The following is a 23,858-nucleotide window of genomic DNA, read 5'->3' on the forward strand; positions in this document are numbered from 1 at the left end:
ACTTCACAAATGTGTGAAGTGGGCGTAGCCTCAGCGCCATGACAACTGACGTCATCCGCGTCGAGGGCCTGACCAAGACCTTCGGCAGCGCACGCGCACTCAACGGGCTCGACCTCCACGTCACGCCGGGCGAGGTCCACGCCTTCCTCGGGCCCAACGGGGCGGGCAAGTCCACCACCCTCCGGATTCTGCTCGGTCTGCTGAAGAAGACCTCCGGCACCGTCGAGCTACTGGGTGGCGATCCCTGGTCGCAGGCCCCCGAACTGCACCGGCGGCTCGCCTACGTGCCGGGCGATGTGACGCTGTGGCCCAACCTCTCCGGCGGCGAGATCATCGACCTCATGGGCCGACTGCGCGGCGGGCTCGACGAGGCCCGGCGCGCCGAGCTGATCGAGCGCTTCGCCCTCGACCCCGCGAAGAAGGCGCGGACGTACAGCAAGGGCAACCGGCAGAAGGTCGCGCTCGTCGCCGCGTTCGCCGCCCCCGCCGAGCTGATGATCCTCGACGAGCCCACCTCGGGACTCGACCCCCTCATGGAAGAGGTCTTCACCGACTGTCTCGCCGAGGCGAAGGCCGCCGGCACGTCGATCCTGCTCTCCAGCCACATCCTGTCCGAGGTCGATCGGGTGGCGGACACCGTCACCATCATCAAGGACGGTGCGTCGGTCGAGACCGGTTCGCTGGCCTCCCTGCGCCACCTCTCGCGCACGCGCGTCGAGGCGACGCTCGCGCGCCCCGTCGACCTCACGAACACCGCGGGCGTGCACGATCTCGAGGCCGACGGCGACCGGGTCTCGTTCAGCGTGGAATCCGCCGATCTCGGCCGGCTGCTCGGCGAGCTCGCGGCGGCCGGCCCCACGTCGCTGACCAGCCGCCCGCCCACGCTGGAGGAGCTCTTCCTGCGGCACTACGACACCGCCGGAGCCGTGCGATGACCGGCCTGGGCGCCGCGCTGCGGCTGGTGGTGCGGCGCGACCGCATCCAGCTGGTGGTGTGGCTGTTGCTCTACGTGGCGATGGCCGCGTCGGCCTACTCGACGGCGAAGACCAACTACGCCGACCAGGCCGCCCTCGACTCCGCCGCGCGGGCCGCGAGCGAGAACCCTTCCCTCGTCGCGATGTTCGGCCCGGTGTACTCGGCGAGCACCGGGGCGGTGGGCATGATCAAGATGGTCGTCATGATGGCGGCAGCGCTGGGCCTGCTCACGGGCCTGCTCGTGATCCGTCACACGCGCGCCGACGAGGAGTCCGGCCGCCGGGAGATGCTGGGCGCGTCCGCGATCGACCGCACCGCTCCCCCGCTCGCCGCCCTCGTCGAGACCACCGCGCTGAGCCTGGCGATCGGGGGGCTGAGCGCGCTGACACTCATCGGCATGGGCGCGGATGCGCAGGGCAGCATCCTGTTCGGTGCACTCTGGGCCTTCGCGGGGATCTTCTTCGCCGCCTTCGCGCTGCTCTGCGCCCAGCTCACCGAGGGAGCGCGCGCGGCGCGCGGCCTGTTCGCGGTGGGCCTGGGCGGCGCGTACCTCCTCCGGGCCGTCGGCGACATCTCGGTCATCCGCACCGATGGGACGCCTCCCGCCGAGCCCGGATGGGAGTCCTGGCTCTCGCCGCTCGGCTGGGCGCAGCAGATCCGCCCGTTCGCCGACGATCGGCCCTGGCCGATCCTGCTGCTGCTCGCGGCCTCGGTGGTCCTGGCCGCTGCAGCCCTCCGGCTCGCCGCCCAGCGCGACCTCGGAGCGGGCCTCATCCCCGTCGGGCGGGGCCGGGCGCGCGGCAGCGCACTGCTCCGCTCGGTGGAGGCGCTCACCTGGCGGCTGCACCGGGGCCAGATCATCGGGTGGAGCGTCGGCATGCTGGCCGTGGGTCTCGCCTTCGGCGGCATGGGCAGCGCGATCGACTCGCTCGCCGGTAATGCCGGGACCCGCGAGATACTCGAGCGGCTCGGCGGATCCGGCTCCAGCCTGCTGGACGTCTTCTTCGGCGCCGAGTTCTCCATCATGGGCATGGCGATCGCGGCGCTGGGCATCTCGATCGTCAACACGGCCTGCTCCGAGGAGGTTTCGGGCCGCGCGGAGTATCTCCTCTCGGCACCGGTGGCGCGGTTGCGCTGGTACGCATCGCATCTGGTCGCGGCCGTCGTCGCGACGACCGTGGTCAGCCTCGCGCTGGGCGTGGGCGTCTCGCTCACGGCGGGCCGCGAGCTGATCGTCCCGGCGCTGGCGGCGCTCCCCGCGGTATGGGTGATCACCGCGATCGCCGCCCTCGCCGGCGCGATCTCGGCCCGCTGGTCGTCGGTCGGCTGGATCGTGCTCGCGCTGTGCGTGACCACGATGATCGCCGACGTGCTCAAGCTCCCCGACTGGGTCGCGAAGGTCTCGCCGTTCAAGCACGTCGCCACGCAGCCCGGCGCCGCCGTGCTCACCGGCACCACGATCACGCTGGTCGTGATCGCCGCCGCGGGGTTGATCGCGGCCGCCTTCTCCGAGTCCCGCCGGGACCTGGCGGCGTAGGCCGCCGGGCGGTCGCGGCGGGCCGGCGCGATCTCGGCCCGCGCAGTGCGATAGCTCGTCCGCGCAGCCATACAGAAAGTGAATAGCCGCGGCTCAGCGCCCCCCTGGCCGCGCCGACCAGCGGTTATTCATTTTCTGTATGGACGTCGCGCCACAAGCCTTCCGCGAACCCTGCGGTGCGCGGCACCGCATCGGAGCTCTGCGATACTGCACTTGTGACGAACGACCAGCACCCTCACAGCACGCCGCCGAAGACTCATCCTGCCGAGGATGACACGTTTCCCGCGACGACCGTCGAGTGGACCGCGCAATCCGGCGACGCTCGGCGAATGACGCTGACGCTGGTCCGTCAGCGGCGGCTGTGGCTGCGGGCACTGACGACCGGCCTGATTGTGGGCATCATCGCCACCGCGATCTGCGTCGCGACAGGAAGCGGTTGGCCTCTCGGCCTCGCGATCGGGGGCGGCTTCTCGATCGGTGTGGCACTCGAGATGATGCTTGTCTGGCTCATCAGCGCCTATCGCCACAACAGGATCGGCCTCGCCCCTGGCGCACGATGGGCGCTGGGGTCCGACGCGGTGCGCCTACGCATCGACAACCCGATCAACACGTTCTTCATCGAACGCGCGAATATCGTGTCGATCGACCGAACCCGGCCATTGTCGGTCGTCACGGTGCGCCCGAAACGCCGACTGGGGATCCCTGCCGAGCTGCTGGACTCGTGGATCGACGATCCGTCCTCCTCCTCGTATCCCATCGACTGAGACGGTTGACTCTTCACCTGAGAGAAGTCGGGCTAACTTGAGCGATCAAAAGCCCTGCAAATGACTACTGACCGCAGCGAACGAGTCAGCTGCGGTCAGTGCGTCCTCAGGATAACAGGAGAGTTGCGGTGATGCATATATCTCATCGCGATTCTTTGTCACGGCGTTGTCGCGCTGTGACCGCATCGCTCGAGCAGCAGCCGACCGGCGGGGTAGGCCGCCAGCGATCCCGGCAGCGTCCCCGGCCGGCCGGACTCCAGCACGGCCACCACGTCGCCCAGCTCCGGCGGTCCGCCCGGCTCCACACCGAGCCGGCGCAGCGTCTGCCGCGCGACCGGCTCCGGCGAGTCGAAGACCACGACGTCCCGCCCCGTCCGCGCGCGCAACGCGGCGACGATCGGCTCCCTGACCAGCCCGTAGTGCGTGCACCCCAGCACCACCGACTCGATCTCGGCGGGGGTGGCGGCGGCCGCGGCGTCGATGGCCGCCGCGACCCGCCCGGGGTCGCCGGAGTCGATCGCCTCCGCCAGGCCGTAGCAGGGGATGCGGTGCGCGAGAGCCGGGTCGGCGAAGGCGTCGATGAGCGAGGTCTGGTACTCGCTCACCGTGGCGGCGGCCGTCGCCCAGACGGCGAACGGGCGTCCCGTCGCACCCGCGGGGCGGATCGCGGGCACCACCCCGACCACGGGGATCGCGGGCTCGAACCGCGCCCGCGCCGCCTCCAGCGCATACATCGATCCCGTGTTGCAGGCGACGATGATCGCATCCACGTGATGACGCGCCGCAGCGCCGGCCATGGCGACCACGCACTCCGAGATCTGCGCGGGGTCCAGCAGTCCGTACGGCATGTTGTCGGGGTCTCGAGCGAGGACCAGCTCGGCATCGGGCCGCACGCGGGAGAGGGCGTCGGCGTAGTTGACCATCCCGAACCCGGAGTCGATCACGGCGACGCGCATGACCCGAATTTACCGGTCGAGCCGCAACCGGAAAACGGTGGTCCCGCCCTCGCGCCGGTAATCGACGTCGCCCCCCAGCAGCCGCGCGTTGTCCCGCGCGATCGCGAGCCCGAGACCCGCACCCCCGCCGGCGCCGCGCGAGCGGGCCTCCTGAGCCTTCGCGAACCGCCCGAAGACCCGCTCCTCGTCGCCGGACGGCACGCCCGGCCCGTGGTCGCGCACCTCGACGACGGTGCCGCCGGGCGTGGCGGCGACCGTCACCGTCACCGGCGGAGCCCCGTGCCGGACGGCGTTGCCGACGAGGTTGGTCACCACCGCGATCACCCGGCGCCGATCGGACTCGATCGTGCGCTGCGGCGCACCGTCGAGCACGACGGACGTCCAGCCGCGGGCGGTGAGGGCCTCGCGGAGCGCGCCCACCAGCTCGAAGGACGCGCTTCGCACCTCGGCGGCCCCGGCGTCCAGGCGGGTCATCTCGAGCAGGTCGTCGACGAGGCCGGCCAGGGTGTCGACCTCCGAGGCGACCAGCTCGGAGGCGCGCCGGAGATCGGTGTCGGGGGGCAGGGTCGCGGCCTCCTCGCGCAGCACCTCCGCGGCCGGGACCAGCGCGGCGAGCGGGCTGCGGAGCTCGTGGGAGACGTCGCCGACGAACCGCCTCGAGCGCGCGTCCTGGTGGCGCAGCACGTCGATGGACTCGTTCTGCCGATCGAGCATGGAGTTGAAGGTGTCCGTGAGGTCACGCAGCTCGGTCACGTCGGTCGCGGGCAGCCGGGCCTCGGTGTCGCCGTCGGTGACCCGCGCAGCGACGGACTGGATCCGGCTGAGCGGCCGGATCACCGTGCGGGCGACGACCAGGGCGACGAGGATGCCGAGCAGGGCGCTCCCCCCGACCGCGACGACGACCAGCAGCGTGAGCCGGCTCAGGCGCGGCCCCACGTCCTCGAGCGGCTGCACGGCGTAGACCACGACGCTCTGCCGGCCGTCCAGCACCGACGGCCGGTTCGCGCTGTGCGCCACGAGGACCCGGCCGTCGGACAGTCGCTGAAAGCGGTACAGCGAGGGCACCCGCTCGAGCTCCGCGCGCATCGCCCCGGGAAGATCCTGCGGCCGGGCGGAACCCTGTCGGACCGTGGCGCCGTCGACGTCCACCGTGAAGTCGCCCGGCAGCGACTCGTAGAACGTCGACGAGTAGCGGCCCGGCGCCCCACCGCTGCCCGGCTCCCGCATCCCCTGGCGTTCGAGGTTCTCCATGTCGTGCCGGAAGGTGGTCAGTACGGCGTCCTGCGCGTCCTGGTACACCCAGTCCCGGACGACCACCGCGACGGCGACGCCCGTGACGCCCGCGGTCAGGCACGTGACGACGACGATGATCGCGAGGATCCGGGCGCGCAGGCCCGCGATGAGCGGCGAGCGCCCGCGCCCGGTCACGGAGCGGGCCGGAACCGGTAGCCGAAGCCGCGCACCGTCTCGATGTGGCTGTTCCCGTCGGGCGGGTCGATCTTGGGCCGCAGCCGCAGGATCGCGTTGTCCACCAGCCGGGAGTCGCCGAGGAAGTCCTGGTTCCACGCCATCGCGAGCAACTGCTCGCGGCTGAGCACCTGGCCGGGGTGATCGGCGAAGGCGTACATCAGCCGCTTCTCGGTGGGCGTGAGTGACAGGGGCGCGCCGTCGCGGAGCACCTCCGCGCCGGCCTTGTCGACGGTCAGCGGGCCGTCCTCGGGCGGCGTCAGGGTCGACGATGCCGGCGCGGAACGGCGCAACGCGGCCTTGATCCGGGCGTCGAGCACCCGCGGACTCACGGGCTTGACGACGTAGTCGTCGGCCCCCGCCTCGAGCCCCGCGACGGTGTCGATGTCGTCCGAGCGCGCCGTCAGCATGAGGATCGGAACCGTGCTGGAGCGGCGGATGCGGCGGCACACAGCGAAGCCGTCCTCGCCGGGGAGGCCGACGTCGAGGATCACCACGTCAGTGCCGGTCACCCGCTCCTCGAGGTCGTCCGTGGCGGCGGTCAGGTGCTCGACGCGGTGGTCGAGCCGACCGAGCGAGAGCGTCAGCGCGTCGACGATCGCCGGATCATCCTCGATGAGCAGCAGCCTGACCACCCGTGAGGCTCCCTTCCACGTCGGAGGTCCAGGCCCAGGCGGCCTGACCGACCCGGACCACCGCGGCGGTCCCCACGGCCACCAACCATGCTCCCAGGACATCGCCCGGGCGGTGCCACTGTTGGGCGACGACGAGCACCGAGACCGCGGTCCCGGCCGCCACCGCGACGACGAGGGCGACGCCCCGGTAGCGGCGCGCGGCGGAGCCGACGAGGATCACCGCGAGGGCTGCGACCACCGCGACGGTGTTCGACGGGAAGGAATTGAGCTCGGGGCCGATGCCGAACGACGGGCGCTCCAGCAGGGCCTTGAAGACGAAGGCGGCCGTCACCGTCGCGACGAGCACCAGCGCGGCGGAGACGGCGATCGTCGTCGACCGACGGCTCGCGACGACCGCGGCTACGAGGAGACCGGCGGCCGCGAGCATCGGGAGCTGGTATCGGCCCAGCGCGCCCTCGACGGGGTTCTCCACCCCGAACGCCGCGGAGACGAGCCGCATGAGTTCGTGGTCGACGTGCTGGCCCGCCGGGGTGCCCACGACCGCGAGGTAGAGCCCGCCGAGCGCCAGCACGGCGACGACGGCCGTCGTCGCGGCGGTCCAGGGGCGTGTGCTTGCGAACATGACGCCGAGCATTGTGCCCCATCGTCGCCCGACCGCCTCCGTTTCGCTTCACGAAGGTCACAGTCGTGTCGCAGTCCGCGCCGCGAGCACCGCGCTCGGGATCGTGAATCCTTATATAGTAATATGCGCATGTGCTGATTCCAGATCCGCCGGCGCCGGCACCATCGATCCTGGGCATGCTGAGCTGGGACCCGCCCGCGCTTCCCGTGCTGCCGCTCGCGGCGGCGGTCGCGGCGGGCCTGTACCTCCTGGGGGTGCGGACGGTGCGCCGGTCGGGCCGACGGTGGCCGGTCGCGCGCGTCGTGTCGTTCCTCCTCGGCTGCGTGGTGCTGGCCGGCGTCACCGGGCTACGCATCGAGGCCTACTCCTGGTACCTGTTCAGCGCCTTCATGTTCCAGCAGCTCACGCTGTCGATCCTGGTGCCGCCGCTGCTGGTCGGCGGTGCGCCCGGCGTGCTGCTGCTGCGCGCGACGCCGCACCGCGGGCTGGGCCGCGTCGTGCTCGGGGCGGCGCTCGGCCTGCTGCGCAGTCGCGTCCCGCGGATCCTGCTGCACTCGGGCTTCACGATCCCGCTGTTCCTCGCGAGCTACTACGGCGTGTACCTCGGCGGCGTGGTCGACGCGATCGGCGGGACCTGGATCGGGCACACCGCGCTGCAGGTCTTCTTCCTCGGCGCGGGGCTGCTGTTCATCATCCCGATCCTGTCGATCGGCCCGCTGCCCGGCCGCGACTCCTGGCTCATGCGCTTCTTCGACATCTTCATCGAGATGCCGCTGCACGTCTTCATCGGCGTGATCCTCATGATGGCGACCACCCCGATGGTCGCGCTGTTCGCGACGCCGCCCGCGTCGTGGGGCATCGACCCGCTGCGCGACCAGTCCATCGCCGGCGCCCTGGCCTGGTCGTACGGCGAACCGATCGCGATGATCACCGTCTGCCTGTTCGCGCTGCGCTGGCGCCGGGCCGAGCGGCGCGACGCCGAGCGGGCAGGGGCGGACCGCCGGGCAGAGGACGAGCGCGAGGCCTACAACGCCTATCTGCGCGAACTGCGCGGTCAGTAGTCTGGCGCCATGCGCCGCGCCCGACTCATCCTGCTCGCGGGGACGTTGCTCTACTCCGCGTGGGTGCTCGCGCCGCTACTGGGCTCCCGACTGAGCCAGCTGCACTCCTTCGTCAGCGAAGTCGGCGCCGCCGGGCAGCCGAACGCCCAGTTCTTCCGCGCGACCGACCTGCTCGCGGGAACCGCCTTCGTCGTGGCGGCCGCGCTGGGCCACCGCGCCCTGCGGCCCGTCTCGGTCCTCGGCCTGATCACTCTCGCCGGGCTCGTCGCCTTCGGCGCGGCCACGATGCTCGACGCCCTCATGCCGCTCTCCTGCACCCCCACCGCCGACGCCGCCTGCGCCGCGCGGGAGGCCGCGGGCCATGTGCCGTTCACGCACGTCGGGCACGCTTTCTCGTCGGGGATCGCGGGTTTCGGCGCTGTGGTCGCCGTGCTCGGGTGGGCGCTGTGGCACCGCTCGGAGACGAAGGCCCGATCCGCGGGGCAGGGTGCGGGACGAGCCTTCGACGGTGCGCGCCTCACCCTCGGCATGGGGGTGGCGTACCTGGTGGCGACCGCGTGGACGCTGGCGGCGATGGTCCAGCCGAACCTCTACCTCGGGCTGGCCCAACGCGCGCAGGTGATCGCGATCACTCTCTGGCTGGTGTTGCTGGCGACGTCGCCCCGGGTTCGGCGGCCTCGCGCTCTGCCGCCCGGAGCACCGCCTCGAGCAGGCCGGGATACGCCGCGTTCGCCTCGTCGATCAGCAACAACTGCCGGGCAGTCGCTCCCAGATCGTCGCGACGGGTGAGGCCGGCCTCGCGCAGCACCTTGAAGTGATGGCTCGCGGTCGCCTTCGTGACGCCGTCGTAGAGCTCCCCGCAGGCGAGGGGGCGCCGTTCGCGGTGCAGGCGCCGGACCATCTCCAGGCGCACCGGATCGGCCAACGCCGTGAGCACGGTGTGCAAGGAGGCGGTGACTGTCGCGTGGGTCATCATTCTCGTTCCCTGAGATAACGGTTTGATCTTCGTCGAACCGGGTGTACTGTTGCCGCATGGTTCGACGATCGTCGAACCACCACCGTACACCCGGAGGCACGGATGAGCCTGGCGCCGCAGGTCGCGACACCGTCGACCCACGTCCACCCGCAGCGCTGGTCCTTCGCCCTCCTGCTCGCGCTGCTCGCGCTGGCCCTCGGCGTATCCGGGCTCCCGTCGCCGCTGTACCCGCTCTACCAGGAGCAATGGCATCTGTCGGCGCTGTCGACGACGATCGTCTTCGCGGTCTACGCGATGGGGGCACTCGGCGCGGCGCTGACCGTCGGGCCGATCTCCGACGCCATCGGCCGCAAGCCCGTGCTGCTCGCCGCGGTCGGCACGATCCTCGTCGGGCTGCTGCTGTTCTTGTTCGCCGGCGCGGAGTGGCAGCTGATCCTCGCGCGGTTCCTGCACGGCGCTGCCATCGGCTCGATCACCGTAGTGGCCGGCGCCGCCCTCCTCGACGTGCGGCCCACCGACGGTGCCCGCAACGGGATGCTCTCCGGCGTCGCCCTCAACGTCGGCATCGCCGCCACCGCGCTCGGCGCCGCGGCCGTCGCCCAATACGCGCCGTACCCGCTGCGCACTCCGTTCGTGGCGATGGGCATCGTGGTGCTCGCGATCCTGGTCGGCGTGATCGCACTGATCGAACCCCACGTCGGGCGCACCGGCGAGCGGGTCCGCCTGAGCCGCCCGGGGGTGCCCGGCGAGATCGCCGCCGACTTCTGGTTCTCCGGCATCGGCATCGTCACCGCGTGGTCGGTACTCGGCGTCTTCCTCAGCCTCTACCCCGCGCTCGTGCAGCACGTGACCGGACACCGCTCGGTGATCTTCACCGGCTGCCTCGTCGCCCTGATGGCGATCGCCTCGGCGATCGCGCAGTTCATCGGAGGCCGCTACCCCGCGAAGCCGACCGCGATCGTCGGCGACATCGGGCTCGCAGTCTCGCTGGCGCTCGCGGTGGTCGCGGTGCGCTACGGGCACACGTGGCTCATCGTGGTCGACACCGTCCTGCTGGGCGCCACCTTCGGGCTGGCCTTCGGCGGCTCGCTGCGGCACCTCGGCTCGGTCGCGCCCGCGCACGCCCGTGGCCAAGTGATGAGCGCCTACTACCTGCTCGGCTACCTCGCGATGGGCGTGCCGACGGTGATCGCCGGGTATCTCGCCACGCGGTACAGCACCGCGACCATCTTCCCGTGGTTCGCCGCCGCCGTCGCCACGGCCTGCCTCGGCGCCGCCGCGATCGGCCTCCGCGGTCGACGGTCCGCAATCGTCGGGTAGGGCTGGGCCGCGCAGCGAGGCGGTGTCGGCGATCTCGGGCCGCTCTCGGATTCTGTCCGTTTCGGACGCGTCGGCAATCGCAGCGGCTCCGGAGAGGGAGGGCCACCTCACCGTGGGGGATTCGGCGTCGCGCGGGGGACGTCCGCTCCCACACCGAACGCCGCGGCTTCCCATGGGGGACGCGACGCCGCGCGGGGGACGACTCGACCCCCACGAGACGAGCGGCTTCCCGTGGGGGAGGGAACGTCCTGCGCTCCTCTCGGCGCGGCGCGGGGGACGACCTGCGAGCACGATGGGTCGATACGGTGGCTTTCACCACGCGAGCATCGACGACGCTCCCTCGACCTCTGCAGCCCGCGTCCCCGCTCGGAGGGCTCGCCCCCTGTCCGAAACGGACAGAATACGAGAGTCGCGTGGCCGGACGTGCGACCTCCCGCCACCCGAGCGGCGACGGGCCGCGGGTCAGCCGCCGGGGGTGCCGGCGCTCGTGGCGGGGGACGGCGGGGCCGACGGCGCCGCGGAGGTGGTCTCCGGCGCATCGCCCTGCGCACCCGGCGGGAGGGCACCGCCGGCGACCCACGTGGCCCACGGCACGGACCAGTCGCCGTTCTGCCACTGCTCCAACGCGGGACCGCCCGTGTTGCGGACCTCCACCACGTCGCCCGGCTGCGCCAGCCCGAAGAACCACTGCGCGTTCGCGGGGCTCAGGTTGAGGCAGCCGTGCGACTCGTTGCGGACGCCCTGCGCGCCGATGTTGTCGAGGGCGTGCAGGTAGATGCCGTCGTTGCTGATCCGGGTGGCCCAGCCGATGGTCTGCTTGTAGCCGAGCCGCGAGTTGATCGGCAGCCCGTACGTCGACGAGTCCATGACGACCGGGTTCGCCTTGTCGAGCACGGTGTAGACGCCGCGCTGCGTCCAGAAGTGGAAGGTCTTGCCGTTGATGACCTCGTTGCCGCCCTGCCCCATCGACGTGGGCATCGACCGCACCATCTGGCCGTTGACGAAGACCTGCACCTGCTTGGTGGTGTCGTCGGCGATGGAGACGTGCGACTCGCCGATCGAGAACGCGATCGCGATGTCCTTCTCGCCCCACAGCCCCGGGCTGACCTCCTTGCCGAAGGCCTTGACCTCGATCGACACCTTCGTGCCCGACGGGTAGTAGTCCTTGGGCCGCCACGCCACCGTCTTGTCGGTGGTCCACATCCACGCGCCCTCGAGCGGCGGGGTCGTGGTGACCTTGAGCAGCCTCTGGGCCATCGCCCGGTCCTTGATCGGCTCGTCGAAGTGGACGACCGCGACCTGCCCGACGCCGTAGACGGCACCGTCGTTGAGCGACATCCCGCCCGTGTTCTCGAAGTAGGGCAGCGTCTTGTTCGTCTCGTCGACGGTGACCGTGGAGAAGGTGGTGCGCTTCTCGCGCTGCTGCCCCAACGTCTCGTACTTCGCAACCAGCGTGTACTGCGCGTTGTACTCGAGGGGCTTCGACGCCTTCCAGGTCAGCAGGTCCGTCGACAGCGCGCCCTCGATGGTGGCGCCCTTCGCGTCCGTCAGCGTGACCGAGCCGAGGACGGCCTTCGCGATCGACACCGTGACCGGGGTGACCGGGCTGACGGCCTGGGCGCCGTCGGCCGGGGCGACGGTGACCTCCGCCGGATCGGGCGGGGGCGTGGACGGCCCCGCGCTCGTGCCGCCACCGGTCAGTTCGCCGATCGTGCAGCCCGCGGCCACCAGGGGCACCGCCGCGGCGGCACCGACCAGGACCGCACGCCGACCGACGCGCTCGTTGAACATACTCACTCGACGTCCCCTCACTGCTTACATGCGAGTCTAACGATGAGTGCTGACATCGTCCTCGGGGTAGCGCTCCCAATGCATCGCCGCACCGAGTGGCCGACGCTCGCGCCAACCGAATCGCTCGAGATCGGGGACCGTCTGCAGGGACGTCACGGGACCGACGCACAACCACGCGACGACGTGGACGTGCTCGGGCACGTTCACCAGGGCGCGCACGAAGGGCTCCCGGTAGAACGACACCCAGCCCACGCCGATGCCCTCCGCGGTCGCCGCGAGCCACAGGTTCTGGATGGCCAGCGCCACCGAGAGTCGGCCCGTCTCGTCGATGGTGTGGCGGCCCAGGATGTGCGCGCCGCCGCGGGTGGGGTCGTAGGTGACCACCACGCCGGTCCGCGACGCTTCGATCCCCTCGACGACGATGGGGTTGAAGGTGTCCTTGCGGTCCGGCGGCAGCGAGCGGGCGAAGTCCTCACGACACTCACCGACATGCCCGGCGAATCGCGCGAGCGTCTCGGGTTCCTGCACCACGACGAAGTCCCAGGGCTGCGTGTTCCCGACGCTGGGCGCGCTGTGCGCGGCGCCGAGGATCCGCAGCAGCCGCTCCTCGTCGATCCGCTCGCCGGAGAACTCGTTGCGCACGTCGCGCCGGCGCAGGATCGCCTCGAAGACGTCCATCACGCCCCGTGCGCGCCGGACGCCTCGGCACCGTCCGCGAGCGCGGCCAGGGCGTCGCCGGTGAGCCGTTGCGTGGTCCATTCGTCCATCGGCACCGCGCCGATGGACCGGTAGAGGCCGATCGCGGGCGCGTTCCAGTCCAGGACGGTCCACTCGAGGCGGGCGTACCCGTTGTCCCGGCACTCCTGAGCGAGGGCCGCGAGCAGCTTCTTGCCGTGGCCGCCGCCGCGGGCGCCCGGCCGGACGTACAGGTCCTCGAGCCAGATGCCATGCGTACCGGTCCAGGTGGAGAACGTGCGGAAGTAGACGGCCATCCCGACGACGGTGTCGGCACCGTCGGGCCCCGGCTCCGTGGCGATGCGTGCGAAGACGGCGGGCGCGGCCCCGAACAGCGCGTCGTGCAGTTGTCGGGCGGTGGCGACCGCCGAGTCGGGCTCCTCCTCGTAGGCCGCGAGCTCGGCGATCATGGCGAGGATCTCCGGCACGTCAGCCGGTACGGCGGGACGGATCACGGCGCCCCACCCGCGGCCGCGGCCTGCGCCGCGATCGCCGGCATGAGGCATTCGCGGACGACACGGCCCGCGGTGTACGGGTCGTCGAAACTGATCAAGCCGTCGGGCGCGAGCAGCACGGAGTGCCCGACGCGCGCGAAGATCTCGGCGATGGGCTTGGGATCGAACTCCGGCAGATCACCGCTCGTCTGGAAGCCCACGATGATGTTCGCGGCGAACTCTCGACCGATCTCGATGACCATGCCGCCGCCCTGCGCGATCATCGGCAGGCCCACGACGACGTTGCCGTCGCCGATGCCGCGGATCAGCGGCCGGCGGTGCGCCTCACGGAGAAAGGCCACGAACCCCTCGGTGAGCGCCTCCTCGACGGAGCGCAAGCCCTGGACCTGCTGCTCCACCGTCTTGAGCAGCTGCTCGGCCTCGTACCGGATGGCCTGCTGGACGAGGTTGTCCTTGCGGTTGAACCGCCGGTAGACGGTGGCCACACCGATTCCCGCGAGATTCGCGACGTTCTCCATCGTGGTCCGCGAGATGCCGACACTGCCGATGCTCGACACCGCGGCAGACAGGATGCTCTGCGCGGTCTGATCGTTTCTGCCGGGACTCACAACGCCCGATTCTAGGCGCAGTGGGACGATGGAGGCATGAACGACGGTCCGAGCAAGCCCAGCCCCGTGCAGTACATCCTGTACTCCTACGGAAGGAGCGTGCTGCCGCCGTCGATGCACGCCTGGGTCGCCAATGACCTCGCCGGACCGCGTGCCGCGCTGCGGACCGTCGTGCGGTTCGCGATCCCGTGCCTGCTGATCCTGATCCCGTTCTGGTTCATCGACACCTCCGTGCTGAACCGCGCGACGATGACCCTGCCGATCTTCATCCCCTTCGTCTACTTCTCCATCGCGCTGAACAAGATCTACCGGCGCGCGCGGCTGCGGCACCACGGCCTCGACCCCGACCTCGTCGACCAGATCGCACGGGAGAAAGAGGCGGACCTGCACGCCGCCTACATCGCCAAGCACGGGCCGCGCGACCACTGAGCCTGCGGGGCACCGATCTGTGCGCCACGTCCTACGATCGGTGATATGGCGCTCACCGACATCGTCCAGAAGCTGGCCCTGAAGACTCCGACGCCGCTCGTCGCGGCCGGAGCGAAGCTCATCTACGGGCTGCCCGTGTCCGTCAAGCGGCGGCTCGGCTCGCCGCAGACCGTCGACGGCAACGAGTTGGACCTGGACTCGCAGATCACCCTGCTCCTGCTCAAGGCGCAGGGCGTCGAAGGACTCGCCGGCCCCCGCGACGTCGCGCACTCACGTGCGTCGATGCGCCTGCTGAGCGTCGCGGTCGGCGCGGGTGCGGCGCCCTCGGTCGGAGTCCGCGAACTCCTGGTCGACGGTGCCGCCGGCTCCCTCCCGGCGCGCCTCTACACCCCCCCGGGGCTCGACGCCGGATCGCCGCTCGTCGTCTTCTTCCACGGAGGCGGCTTCGCGCTGGGGGACCTGGACACTCACGACGCACCGTGCCGCTACATCGCGGACCGGGCGCGGGTCCGGGTGCTCTCCGTCGCCTACCGGCTCGCGCCCGAGGCGATCTTCCCGGCGGCCGCCGACGACGCCGTGGCGGCCACGGTCTGGGCCATCGAGCACGCCCAGGAACTCGGCGCCGACCCGACGCGCGTGGCCGTCTCCGGCGACAGCGCGGGCGGCAACCTCGCCGGCGTCGCGGCGCGCGAGTTGGCGCTGGCCGGCGGGGTCCAGCCGGCGTTCTCGCTGCTCTTCTACCCCGTGACCGGCGCCGACCCGGAGAACCACAGTCGCGACACCTTCGCCTCCGGCTACTTCCTCACCAAGACCGACATCGAGTTCTTCCGGCAGCTGTACACCCCGGAGCCGGGCCAGGACACCGACCCCAAGTTCGATCTGCGCCACGCCGACGGCCTCGCCGGCATCGGCCGGACGCACATCGTGGTCGGAGGATTCGACCCGCTGCGCGACGAGGGCGCGGCCTACGCCCAGCGGCTCCGCGACGCGGGCGTGGACGCCACGACGCAGCTGGCACCGGGGGCGCTGCACGGCTTCCTCAACAAGGTCGGCGTGAGCGCCGATGCCCGCGTCGACGTGGATGCGGCGCTCGATGTCTTGAAAGAAGTTCTCGTACGCCGTTGACGACAACAAACGTTGGCAGTGGCGCCTTCCTGCGCACACGCATGTCACGAGAAGGGTGGCACCGGTAGGGCGATACCCGTATCGTGGGTCGTGCGGTCGCCATATGACGTCTCCCCCCACGTCGGCGGCTGCATGATTGAGCCTTGATACCGGTTCCCCCTCCTCCCCCCATTCCGGGAGCCGGTATCAAGGCCTTTCACGTTCTCGGCCCGACCGATCGCTGTCGGGGTCGTCGGCGCCGGGGTGGATACTGGAGGGGTGACCGATCTCGACCAGGCCCCCGCTCCGGCCGCCGCGCAGCCGGAACAGGCGCAACGCACCTTCCTCGACGTCGGCGGCATGACCTGTGCCGCGTGTGTCGGACGGGTCGAGCGCAAGCTCAACAAGCTCGACGGGGTGCGCGCCGTGGTCAACCTGGCCACGCGGACGGCCACCGTCGAGCACGCGCCGACGGTGACCGTCGAGCAGCTGACCGGCACGGTCGAGGCCGCGGGATACACGGCGGCGCCGAAGTCCCCGAACCCTCGCCGCACGATCCTCGCCGAGGAACGCGAGCGACGCGACGTCCTGCGTCGGCTGATCGTCTCGCTGGTGCTGTTCGTGCCGGCCGCGGATCTGTCGATCGTGCTCGCGACCATCCCATCGACCCGCTTCCCCGGCTGGCAGTGGGTGCTGCTCGCGCTGAGCCTGCCCGTCGTGACCTGGGGCGCCTGGCCCCTGCACAAGCGGGCTTTCCTGGGCGCGCGGCACGGCGCCGCGACGATGGACACCCTGGTCTCGGTCGGGATCATCTCCGCCACGGCCTGGTCCGTGGTCACGGTGCTCACCCCCGGTCGCCAGCGCCCCGACCCGCACGGCTTCTGGAACGCGATCTTCCAGTCCGACCCGATCTACCTCGAGGTCGCGATGGGCGTCACCGTCTTCGTGCTGGCGGGCCGCTATTTCGAGGCGTCGGCGCGCGCCAAGGCGGCGTCCGCGCTGCGGGAGCTCGCGACGCGCGGCGCCCGCGAGGTATCGGTGCTGGTCCGCGACGGCTCCGAGCTCCGCATACCTGTCCGGGAGCTGCGCGAGGACCAGCTGTTCGTGGTGCGCCCGGGCGAGACGATAGCGACGGACGGCACCGTCGAATCCGGGTCGGCGTTCGTCGACAACTCGACGATGACCGGCGAGTCCCGCCCCGTGCCCGCGGGACCGGGCGATCGCGTCGTGGGCGGCACCGTCTGCCAGGACGGCCGCCTGACGGTGCGCGCGACCGCCGTCGGCGAGGACACGACGTTCGCCGCGATGCTCCGCCTCGTCGAGGACGCCCAGGCCACGAAGGCGCGGATGCAGCGCCTCGCCGACCGCGTCTCCGCCGTCTTCGTGCCGTGCGTCTTCGCCATCGCGGCGCTGACCTTCGTGGGTTGGCTGATCGCCAGCGGGATCGACGACGCCGTGAAGTCCGCGATCGCCGTGCTCGTGATCGCCTGCCCGTGCGCCCTGGGGCTGGCGACCCCTGTCGCGTTCATGGTCGCGTCCGGCCGTGGCGCGCAGCTCGGCGTGTACGTCCGCGGCCACAGCGCACTGGAGGCCACCGAGACCATCGACACCGTCGTCTTCGACAAGACCGGCACCGTGACCACCGGCGTGCTCTCGGTGGCGGGAGTGACCGTCGCGCCCGGGCGCACCGAGGAGACCGTGCTCAGGCTCGCCGGCGCCGTCGAGGCGGCGTCCGAGCACGCCGTCGCCCGGGCCGTCGTCGCGCGCGCCGGATCCGACCTGCCCGCCGTCGACGACTTCCGGGCCGTGCCCGGGCTCGGCGCCACGGGCGTCGTCGAGGGTGCCTCGGTCCGGGTCGGCTCGCCGCGGTTCGTCGCGCCCGGGGTGCTCTCCGCAGCCGTCGAGGCAGCCGCGGAGGCCGGGCGCACCGTCGCCGTGGTGGAGGTCGACGGTGCCGTCGCCGCCGTCCTCGAGGTGGCCGACACGATCAAGCCCGACGCCGCGGACGCGGTCGCGCGGCTGCACGCGGCGGGCATCCGGACCGTGCTCCTGACCGGCGACAACGCCGCCGCGGCGGCGAAGATCGCCGTGCTCGTCGGCATCGACGATGTGCGCGCCGACGTCCTGCCCGACGGGAAGGTCGCGGCGATCCGCGAGCTGCAGGCGTCCGGGCGCCGCGTCGCGATGGTGGGCGACGGCGTGAACGACGGCCCCGCGCTCGCCGCGGCGGATCTGGGGCTGGCGATGGGCACGGGCACCGACGTGGCGCAGAGCGCGGCCGACGTCGTGCTCATGCGCGAGGAGCTCTCTGCGGTACCCGACGCCCTGGGTCTCGCCCGCGCCACGCTGAAGACCATCAAGACGAACCTGGTGTGGGCCTTCGGCTACAACGTCGCCGCGATCCCCGTCGCCGTCGCCGGCCTGCTGAATCCGCTCATCGGCGCCGCCGCGATGGCCTTCAGCTCCTTCTTCGTCGTGTGGAACAGCCTGCGGCTGCGGAAGTTCGGCGCGCGGTAGCTGTTCGGGAGAAGCCCGCTGCAGTCACCGCCCACGCGGACTCGGCGCGCTCCGCTGCGGTCATTTACAATTTTGCAATGCCACAACGTCTCACCGCTGTCGACGCTGCTCGCGGGCTCGCAGTGTTCAGTATGGTCACCGGGCACTTCGCTGAAGGCAGCATCCTCGCGTGGCCGACCCACATGATCCCGTACTTCGACGGTGCGTCGGCGTTCGTCCTGTTATCGGGACTCATTCTCGGCGTAGTGCATCGGCGCTGGGTGGACCGGGACAACGGCTTCTCGACCTCCCGTGAGCGCCTCGTCCGCAGGATCGCGGTCATCTACCTCTGCCAGGTGTTCCTGTGCGCGGTCGCCGCGCTCATCTCCTACGCCCTGCCTCCGGCGCGGCAGCTGGGACTCTCCCCGATCGGGGAGACGGAGCACCCTCTCCTCCAGGTCTTCGCCATGCGGTACCTGCCCGCGGGTGGCGAGATCCTCGTCCTCTACTTCGTCCTGATGTGCGGCGCACTGGTCCTCATCCCACTTCTCCGCCGGAACCTGTGGGCGCCGATCATCGCCGTGTCCGTCGGCCTGTACGTCTGGGCGATCCTGGCGCCGCCGGCCTGGTTCATGCTGCCGAACGCGAGCCCGGCCGGGGCCACGGCGAACTGGGCAGCGTGGCAGGCTCTGTTCGTCCCCGCCCTGGTCATCGGCTGGAAGTGGCAGGACTGGAGCATTGACGCGCGTCTGCGGAGCCCCCGCGTACTGCTGGTGCTCCTGGCCGGCACGGCCGCGGCGTTCGTCGCCGGGCGCGCCGTGACCGGGCGCGCCGCGGACGAGTTCCTCGGTGCGAAGATCGACTTCGGGCCGGCGCGGATCGTCGCCGCGTGGGTCGTTCTGCCGGCGGTACTCGCCGTGATCACGCTGCTCCTGCACTACGGCTGGTTCCAGCGCGCCGCGCATCCGTTCGTGATGGTCGGGACGCGATCGCTCGATTCCTACGTCCTGCAGTCCGTTCTCCTCATCACGATCCCGATCGTCCTGATCCAGCCGTGGGGGCCGGCGCGCGCGACGCTGGTGACGCTGGCCGTGCTCGCGGCGTGCTGGGCCTGGGCGGAGTTCCGGAAGTGGTCCGGGTGGTCGAAGCTGCACCAGCGACCGGCCCGGTTCCGGAAGACGGCGCCCGCTCCCGCTCCGCTCGCGAGCACGGGTGACGAGCCGTCGCCGGCGTCGCGCGACGCGGTCGGATAGGGCGTCAGAGCAACTCGGGCTCGGTGTCCTCGTCGCGATTGCGCCAGGCCCAGTGCAGCACCAGGCCGAGGGTGACCAGCGCGATCGCAGCCTCGTCGGTGGCCCACGCGACGACGCCGCCGACGAACTGGTCGCGGTGCAGATCCGTCATCCACGGGAAATCGAGGTACAGGTACAGGCGCGAGCCGATGAGCCCGTCCATCGTCATCACGATGAGCGCGAAGACCATGGTGATCGGCATCATCGCCAGCAGCATGCCGATTCGGCCGATGAAGGGCAGCTCGCCCGGCACCGGGTCGATCTGGAAGACGCGCCAGTAGAACAGGAAGCCGGTGAACAGCAGCGCGGAGTAGATCGCCAGGTGACCCCAGTGGTACCGGCCGATGGCGTCGAAGAGCGGGGTGAAGTAGAGGCCGAAGAGCACGGCTGCGAACAGGCCGAGTTGCACGACGGGCCGCATCAGGACGGCGAACGAGCGCGAGTCGAGCACCGTCGCCAGCCAGCGCGCGGGCGCCCCGGTCAGGGTGTCGCGCAGCAGCGTGATCGGGGCGCCCAGCAGCAGGAAGACCGGCACGATCGAGGTCATCAGCATGTGCACCACCATGTGCACGCTGAACATCGCGTTGGAGTAGGTGCGCAGCCCGGAACTGGTCAGGGTGAGCAGGAAGGCGCATCCCAGCACGAAGAAGACGCTCCGGTACCAGGGCCAGTTCGTCGTGCGCCGCACCAGGATCAGGTAGCCGACGGCGAGGGCGATCGCGAACGGCGCGAGGTTCAGGTCGGGACGCCAGTTCCCGAGGAAGGCCATCGCGCTCGGCGGATCCGGCAGGTTGTAGCCGAGGAAGTTCTCCCCCACCGTCGGGCGGCTGCGCAGGAAGGGCGGCGGCGTCAGCTCGGACGCCGCGATCGCGGTGCCGAACGCTGCGGTCAGCAGGGCCCCCGCGACCGGCAGGGCACGCAGCCAGTGCGCCGCGCCCGCGGCGAGCAGGAGCCCGCCGGTGGCGAGCAGCAGCAGGCCGTACCAGGTGACCCACAGGTCGGAACCCGGCGCCATGACGACGGCGATGACCGCCCCGTTGAGCAGCGCGACACCCGCGTACAGCGGACCGATCCAGCGGCGCTCCGGCCGCGCCGGGAGCCGCACCGCCGACCACAGGCCCCCGAGCCACAGCGCCGCGACCACGCCGAGGGTGATCAGCGCTGCAGTCGTGTAGTCGTGGTTCCAGTTCTGCGCCTCGTTGGCGGTGACGATCGTGGCGAGCAGGCCGACGACGGCGGGCAGCAGCATCCACAGGTGCGCCATCCAGGTCATCGCGGTGCGCAGCGCCGCGTACACGATCACGGCGCACACCAGCGAGACGATCCAGCCCTTGGCCGTGTCGGACGCCGAGATGAGGATGCCGAGACCGCCGACGCGGTACGTATCGACGAGGTTCTGGGCGGCGCTCTCCGCGGCCGCCAGGAAGATCATCGGGAGCGAGACGACGGCCCAGACGGCGGCGTACCGTCGGGCCTGCAGCTGCGTGAGGTAGCCGCGCAGGCCCAGCTCGCCCGTATCGAGGGCCTTGGTCCGGAAGACCGCGTAGGCCACGGCACCGAAGGTCAGGGCGGCGGCGACGGTTCCGACGACCCGGCCGACGGCGGCGCCGTACGCGGTGAGCGCGCCCGGGTAGGCGTTGCCGTTGACGAGGTATCGCAACGCGCCCTCGCTGGCGACGAGCCAGATCACGACCGCGACGGCGGCGAGGGATCCGACGACGAGCGCCGCGATGCCGCCCGAGCGCGGTGCGCCCGGGGATCCTTCGGTCATCGCGGCGGCGTCGGTCTCCTGCGCCACCGTCGACAAGTTACTTCGCGTCCTTGATCTTCTTCACGGACTTGTCGAAGAAGCCGTCGAACTCGCCGCGGTCCGGGTCGCCGCCGAGCTTGGTGGCCTGCACCGCGACGGTGTAGCCGCGCAGCGAGGCCACACCGACGAGGACCTTCTGGTGGATCGGGAAGGAATCAGTGCCCTTGGTGCGGGTGCCGTCGAGGGCGATCTCGAAGGTCGCCTTCTGCGTGTCCGAGGAGACCTCCTTGGTGATGGCGCGCACCTTGATGGCGCCGCCCCGCGGATCGTTGGTCTCGATGGTCACGTCGGAGCACAGCTTGAGCAGGCCGACCTTGAGGGTGTCGACGTCGGAGTCCTTGGCGATCAGCGTCTCACTCAGGCTCTTGCGGTCCTGGTCGTGCACGCCGGCGACGGTGTCACCGTTCCCCTGGCCGCCGCCGGCGGCGGCGAGGACGTTCTTGCACTCCGGCGGGGTGACCTTCGCCGAGTTCGCGAGCGTCAGCGGATCGGCACCGAGCTCGTTGGCCAGTCGCTGCTGCGGCGAGGGCACGACGATGTAGCCGCCCGGGAAGTCGCTCGAGTTGAGCAGCAGCTCCGCCGCCGAGGCGGTGGGCTTCGACGTGGTGTCGGGGTCGGCGACGGCGACCCCACCGGTGAGGCCGACGACCAGCGAGGTCGCGGCGGTGAGGGTGGCGGCGCGACGGAGGCCCGCTCGCTTGAGGTCAGTCTTCGCGTTCATCGATTCCTCTATCTGTTCTTGGCTGTCGGGCGTTACCGCGCGATGCGGTTGCGCAGCGCCATTCGGCTCAGGGCGGCCACGGCCACCACGATCTCCGCCGCGGCGAAGACGATCATCAAGGTCATCCAGGGTTGCATCGCGCTCATCGAGTGCCCCATCGCGCCCATGTCCATGCCGGGCATCGAGTGGTCCATGCCGGCCATTCCCGCATTCATCGCCGACATGAGCACCGGGTGCAGCGCGATCATGATGGCGCCCATGGCCGCGGTCCGCACCCAGGCGCTGACCGTCGGGTTGCGGAACAGGCACACGGAGCAATGCGCGCAACCGATCAGCATCGCGGCGACGATCAACGAGACCACCCAGCTGTTCTCGCCGAGCATCGGCAGGTGCACCAGCGACGTGGCCAGAGCGACGGCCGCGCCGACCCAGCCCCAGATCCGGGTGGTGCGCGACATCTTCTCGGTGTTCTCCGCGTGCTTGTGCGTCACGCGCGTCATCCTACCTGGGATTACGCGGTGAGCAGAATCCTCGACGAGCCTGTGTGCGCGGCCACGTCGGGCAACCCTCGTCGCTTGACCGTCCCCGGCCGTCGTGATCGACTGTGCCCAGGTAATCGGCGTTACGAAACCAGCGCTTCAGCACGCCGACCGAGCGGAACGGGTCCGTCATGAACGCGAAGCACGTGGGCGCGCTGACCGCTGCCCTCCTCACTGCGACCGCCCTCACCGCGTGCGGGTCGAGCGACGACCAGCAGGACAGCTCCGTCGCCTTCAGCCAGGTCACCGGCGACGACTTCACGTCGAACCCGGGCGCCTTCCAGACCGACGGCGTGCCCGTTCCCGAGAAGGGCGTCACGATGGTCGGCGACCCCGTCGCCGCACAGGCCGTCGCGAACGCCGGGCTCGAGCAGGGCACAATCACCGCGAGCTCGGACGACGGGACCACCGTCTTCTACCCGAAGGCCCCTCCCGTTCCCGGGCTGCCCGTCGCGGAGCAGGAGGTCGCGCCCCCGCCGCCGCAGCTCACCCGCCCCGTGAACACGCGCCCGTGGAACTACACCCCGTACCAGATCACCGTCTACCGACAGATCTGCGAGACCGGCCGGTGGAACGATTGGGTCGCGGGCGCCGAGGTGCAGTCGCAGACCTGCTGGACCGTGTACGGCCGCCAACTCGGCGTTCGTCCCTGGTACCCCGGCCAGCCGAAGCCGTGGGAGCGCCCGACCTGGCCCAAGCCTTGGTACGAGCCGACGTTCCGCGCCGACGTCCCGGTCATGTGGGTGTACCCGCGCGACTGGAGCCGGCCGCGTCCGCAGCCGATCGTGTCCGTCTCGATCGGCCTGAACGTCCCGCAGAACCCGCACGCCCGCCCCAACCCGCGATTCCGCGACGACCCCTACGTCCCGGTATGGGCGGTCACGCCCGGCCGGCCCGTCGCCGCCCGGGACCAGGCGCGGGTCGTCGCGCCGTGGCTCGCCTACGACGTCACGCCGACGGGCCGCTACACCCCACCGCCCGTCTACCCGGGCACGGTCCTCGCGGCCGTTCCCACGTCGGGCCGGGCCGAGGTCGTCACCGCCCTCCCGGGTGGGGACGGCGAGTGGAGTCCCAATCGGGATAGGACGGTGCTCGTCCCCTCCGCCCGGGCCATCGCCGGCGCCAGCGTCTACAACGGCACCCGCGCCGATGTGGTGCGTGCGTTGGGCGAGGACGTCGACGTGCGCGTCGCGACGAGCCGCACCCGCGCGGCGGCGACCACCACCACGACCACCACGGCGAAGAAGACGACCACGACCGACAAGAGCGCGGACGCCACCTCGACGACGAAGACCACCGACTCCGACGGGACCGGGGCCGCGACCACGACGCGGACCACCGACCGCACGACGACCACGACGACCTCGGAGAAGCCGTCGAGCACGAAGCGCACGACGACGGAACCGACCACGGCGACGACCACGGCGAAGACGACGACACGGTCGGCGACGAAGACCACGACGACCGCGCCGAAGACGACCACGACGACTACGAAGAAACGCACGACCACGTCCAAGCCCGCGGCGACGACAACCACCACGACGGCGGCGCGCTGACCGTCGTCG

22 protein-coding genes and 1 pseudogene are annotated in these 23,858 nt (G+C 71.2%); 11 read left to right on the forward strand and 12 right to left on the reverse strand.

Features of this window, described 5'->3' with window-relative positions:
• The first annotated feature begins 38 nt into the window (after window positions 1-38).
• The 3 genes from FK529_RS02565 to FK529_RS02575 all read left to right on the forward strand — a co-directional run bounded on the left by FK529_RS02565 (window position 39) and on the right by FK529_RS02575 (window position 3,276).
• On the forward strand, window positions 39-935 hold the full coding sequence (locus FK529_RS02565; protein ID WP_146559260.1) for an ABC transporter ATP-binding protein: 897 nt from the start codon (window positions 39-41) through the stop codon (window positions 933-935).
• A complete protein-coding gene (locus FK529_RS02570) occupies window positions 932-2,512 on the forward strand; it encodes an ABC transporter permease (RefSeq protein ID WP_146559262.1) in 1,581 nt (526 codons plus the stop codon). The genes FK529_RS02565 and FK529_RS02570 overlap by 4 nt, the downstream gene beginning before the upstream one ends.
• A gap of 215 nt (window positions 2,513-2,727) precedes the next feature.
• Window positions 2,728-3,276, forward strand: a complete 549-nt coding sequence (locus tag FK529_RS02575) for a hypothetical protein (RefSeq protein WP_146559264.1) — start codon at window positions 2,728-2,730, stop codon at window positions 3,274-3,276.
• Between the two features lie 158 nt (window positions 3,277-3,434).
• Here the strand turns inward: FK529_RS02575 and FK529_RS02580 are convergent, their stop codons facing one another.
• From FK529_RS02580 to FK529_RS02595, 4 genes are read right to left on the reverse strand one after another with little or no spacing between them, the layout of a single operon-like run.
• On the reverse strand, window positions 3,435-4,232 hold the full coding sequence (locus tag FK529_RS02580; protein ID WP_146559266.1) for a glutamate racemase: 798 nt from the start codon (window positions 4,230-4,232) through the stop codon (window positions 3,435-3,437).
• 9 nt (window positions 4,233-4,241) lie between these two features.
• Window positions 4,242-5,660: a sensor histidine kinase gene (locus FK529_RS02585; protein ID WP_146559268.1), complete on the reverse strand. Its 1,419-nt coding sequence runs from the start codon at window positions 5,658-5,660 to the stop codon at window positions 4,242-4,244.
• A complete protein-coding gene (locus FK529_RS02590; protein ID WP_146559270.1) occupies window positions 5,657-6,334 on the reverse strand; it encodes a response regulator in 678 nt (225 codons plus the stop codon). Before FK529_RS02590 ends, FK529_RS02585 begins: the two co-directional genes overlap by 4 nt.
• Window positions 6,306-6,956, reverse strand: a complete 651-nt coding sequence (locus FK529_RS02595; RefSeq protein ID WP_146559272.1) for a phosphatase PAP2 family protein — start codon at window positions 6,954-6,956, stop codon at window positions 6,306-6,308. Before FK529_RS02595 ends, FK529_RS02590 begins: the two co-directional genes overlap by 29 nt.
• Window positions 6,957-7,132: 176 nt before the next feature.
• On the opposite strand from FK529_RS02595, the gene FK529_RS02600 reads away from it, so the two are divergent.
• A complete protein-coding gene (locus tag FK529_RS02600) occupies window positions 7,133-8,017 on the forward strand; it encodes a cytochrome c oxidase assembly protein (protein WP_146559543.1) in 885 nt (294 codons plus the stop codon).
• A 9-nt stretch (window positions 8,018-8,026) separates the two neighbouring features.
• On the forward strand, window positions 8,027-8,806 hold the full coding sequence (locus tag FK529_RS20445) for a DUF998 domain-containing protein (protein WP_146559274.1): 780 nt from the start codon (window positions 8,027-8,029) through the stop codon (window positions 8,804-8,806).
• A gap of 52 nt (window positions 8,807-8,858) precedes the next feature.
• Here FK529_RS20445 and FK529_RS20750 read toward each other — a convergent pair.
• Window positions 8,859-8,993 (reverse strand): annotated as a pseudogene (locus tag FK529_RS20750) (ArsR family transcriptional regulator); the annotation flags it as partial.
• Window positions 8,994-9,095: 102 nt separating this feature from the next.
• Here FK529_RS20750 and FK529_RS02615 point away from each other — a divergent pair.
• The gene (locus FK529_RS02615) at window positions 9,096-10,313 is read left to right on the forward strand and encodes an MFS transporter (RefSeq protein WP_146559278.1); all 1,218 of its coding nucleotides are present in this window, start codon (window positions 9,096-9,098) and stop codon (window positions 10,311-10,313) included.
• A 462-nt stretch (window positions 10,314-10,775) separates the two neighbouring features.
• On the opposite strand, the gene FK529_RS02620 is transcribed toward FK529_RS02615, so the two are convergent.
• The 4 genes from FK529_RS02620 to FK529_RS19940 are packed head-to-tail and all read right to left on the reverse strand — an operon-like array spanning window position 10,776 to window position 13,902.
• Window positions 10,776-12,104: a L,D-transpeptidase gene (locus FK529_RS02620; RefSeq protein WP_146559545.1), complete on the reverse strand. Its 1,329-nt coding sequence runs from the start codon at window positions 12,102-12,104 to the stop codon at window positions 10,776-10,778.
• A gap of 36 nt (window positions 12,105-12,140) precedes the next feature.
• A complete protein-coding gene (bluB, locus tag FK529_RS02625; protein ID WP_146559280.1) occupies window positions 12,141-12,782 on the reverse strand; it encodes a 5,6-dimethylbenzimidazole synthase in 642 nt (213 codons plus the stop codon).
• A complete protein-coding gene (locus FK529_RS02630) occupies window positions 12,782-13,294 on the reverse strand; it encodes a GNAT family N-acetyltransferase (RefSeq protein WP_146559282.1) in 513 nt (170 codons plus the stop codon). Before FK529_RS02630 ends, bluB begins: the two co-directional genes overlap by 1 nt.
• Window positions 13,291-13,902: a TetR/AcrR family transcriptional regulator gene (locus FK529_RS19940; RefSeq protein ID WP_158635028.1), complete on the reverse strand. Its 612-nt coding sequence runs from the start codon at window positions 13,900-13,902 to the stop codon at window positions 13,291-13,293. The genes FK529_RS02630 and FK529_RS19940 overlap by 4 nt, the downstream gene beginning before the upstream one ends.
• A gap of 36 nt (window positions 13,903-13,938) precedes the next feature.
• Between FK529_RS19940 and FK529_RS02640 the strand changes: the two genes are divergently transcribed.
• The 4 genes from FK529_RS02640 to opgC all read left to right on the forward strand — a co-directional run bounded on the left by FK529_RS02640 (window position 13,939) and on the right by opgC (window position 19,184).
• Window positions 13,939-14,331, forward strand: coding sequence for a DUF5313 domain-containing protein (locus FK529_RS02640; protein WP_146559284.1), 393 nt, complete (start codon window positions 13,939-13,941; stop codon window positions 14,329-14,331).
• Between the two features lie 45 nt (window positions 14,332-14,376).
• Window positions 14,377-15,456: an alpha/beta hydrolase gene (locus tag FK529_RS02645; RefSeq protein WP_146559286.1), complete on the forward strand. Its 1,080-nt coding sequence runs from the start codon at window positions 14,377-14,379 to the stop codon at window positions 15,454-15,456.
• A 258-nt stretch (window positions 15,457-15,714) separates the two neighbouring features.
• The gene (locus tag FK529_RS02650) at window positions 15,715-17,952 is read left to right on the forward strand and encodes a heavy metal translocating P-type ATPase (protein WP_146559288.1); all 2,238 of its coding nucleotides are present in this window, start codon (window positions 15,715-15,717) and stop codon (window positions 17,950-17,952) included.
• Window positions 17,953-18,029: 77 nt separating this feature from the next.
• A complete protein-coding gene (opgC, locus tag FK529_RS02655; protein WP_146559290.1) occupies window positions 18,030-19,184 on the forward strand; it encodes an OpgC domain-containing protein in 1,155 nt (384 codons plus the stop codon).
• Between the two features lie 4 nt (window positions 19,185-19,188).
• Here opgC and FK529_RS02660 read toward each other — a convergent pair whose 3' ends face one another.
• The 3 genes from FK529_RS02660 to FK529_RS02670 are packed head-to-tail and all read right to left on the reverse strand — an operon-like array spanning window position 19,189 to window position 22,245.
• Window positions 19,189-21,021 (reverse strand): cytochrome c oxidase assembly protein, encoded by a 1,833-nt coding sequence (locus FK529_RS02660; protein WP_146559293.1) that lies wholly within the window; start codon window positions 21,019-21,021, stop codon window positions 19,189-19,191.
• A gap of 10 nt (window positions 21,022-21,031) precedes the next feature.
• Entirely contained in the window at window positions 21,032-21,754 is a 723-nt protein-coding gene (locus FK529_RS02665) for a hypothetical protein (RefSeq protein ID WP_146559295.1), read from the reverse strand.
• 32 nt (window positions 21,755-21,786) lie between these two features.
• Window positions 21,787-22,245, reverse strand: a complete 459-nt coding sequence (locus tag FK529_RS02670; protein ID WP_146559297.1) for a hypothetical protein — start codon at window positions 22,243-22,245, stop codon at window positions 21,787-21,789.
• 179 nt (window positions 22,246-22,424) lie between these two features.
• Between FK529_RS02670 and FK529_RS02675 the strand changes: the two genes are divergently transcribed.
• A complete protein-coding gene (locus tag FK529_RS02675) occupies window positions 22,425-23,849 on the forward strand; it encodes a hypothetical protein (protein ID WP_146559299.1) in 1,425 nt (474 codons plus the stop codon).
• Window positions 23,850-23,858 lie beyond the last annotated feature (9 nt).

The sequence above is a fragment of the Tsukamurella asaccharolytica genome, assembly GCF_007858435.1.
Classification (GTDB): Bacteria; Actinomycetota; Actinomycetes; order Mycobacteriales; family Mycobacteriaceae; genus Tsukamurella; species Tsukamurella asaccharolytica.

Excerpts from the sequence above, each read along its gene's own strand:
- FK529_RS02565 (WP_146559260.1), top strand. The coding sequence starts at position 39 with ATGACAACTGACGTCATCCGCGTCGAGGGCCTGACCAAGACCTTCGGC.
- FK529_RS02570 (WP_146559262.1), top strand. The coding sequence starts at position 932 with ATGACCGGCCTGGGCGCCGCGCTGCGGCTGGTGGTGCGGCGCGACCGC.
- FK529_RS02580 (WP_146559266.1), bottom strand. The coding sequence starts at position 4,232 with ATGCGCGTCGCCGTGATCGACTCCGGGTTCGGGATGGTCAACTACGCC.
- FK529_RS02595 (WP_146559272.1), bottom strand. The coding sequence starts at position 6,956 with ATGTTCGCAAGCACACGCCCCTGGACCGCCGCGACGACGGCCGTCGTC.
- FK529_RS02600 (WP_146559543.1), top strand. The coding sequence starts at position 7,133 with ATGCTGAGCTGGGACCCGCCCGCGCTTCCCGTGCTGCCGCTCGCGGCG.
- FK529_RS20445 (WP_146559274.1), top strand. The coding sequence starts at position 8,027 with ATGCGCCGCGCCCGACTCATCCTGCTCGCGGGGACGTTGCTCTACTCC.
- FK529_RS02615 (WP_146559278.1), top strand. The coding sequence starts at position 9,096 with ATGAGCCTGGCGCCGCAGGTCGCGACACCGTCGACCCACGTCCACCCG.
- FK529_RS02620 (WP_146559545.1), bottom strand. The coding sequence starts at position 12,104 with ATGTTCAACGAGCGCGTCGGTCGGCGTGCGGTCCTGGTCGGTGCCGCC.
- bluB (WP_146559280.1), bottom strand. The coding sequence starts at position 12,782 with ATGGACGTCTTCGAGGCGATCCTGCGCCGGCGCGACGTGCGCAACGAG.
- FK529_RS02640 (WP_146559284.1), top strand. The coding sequence starts at position 13,939 with ATGAACGACGGTCCGAGCAAGCCCAGCCCCGTGCAGTACATCCTGTAC.
- FK529_RS02645 (WP_146559286.1), top strand. The coding sequence starts at position 14,377 with ATGGCGCTCACCGACATCGTCCAGAAGCTGGCCCTGAAGACTCCGACG.
- opgC (WP_146559290.1), top strand. The coding sequence starts at position 18,030 with ATGCCACAACGTCTCACCGCTGTCGACGCTGCTCGCGGGCTCGCAGTG.
- FK529_RS02665 (WP_146559295.1), bottom strand. The coding sequence starts at position 21,754 with ATGAACGCGAAGACTGACCTCAAGCGAGCGGGCCTCCGTCGCGCCGCC.
- FK529_RS02675 (WP_146559299.1), top strand. The coding sequence starts at position 22,425 with ATGAACGCGAAGCACGTGGGCGCGCTGACCGCTGCCCTCCTCACTGCG.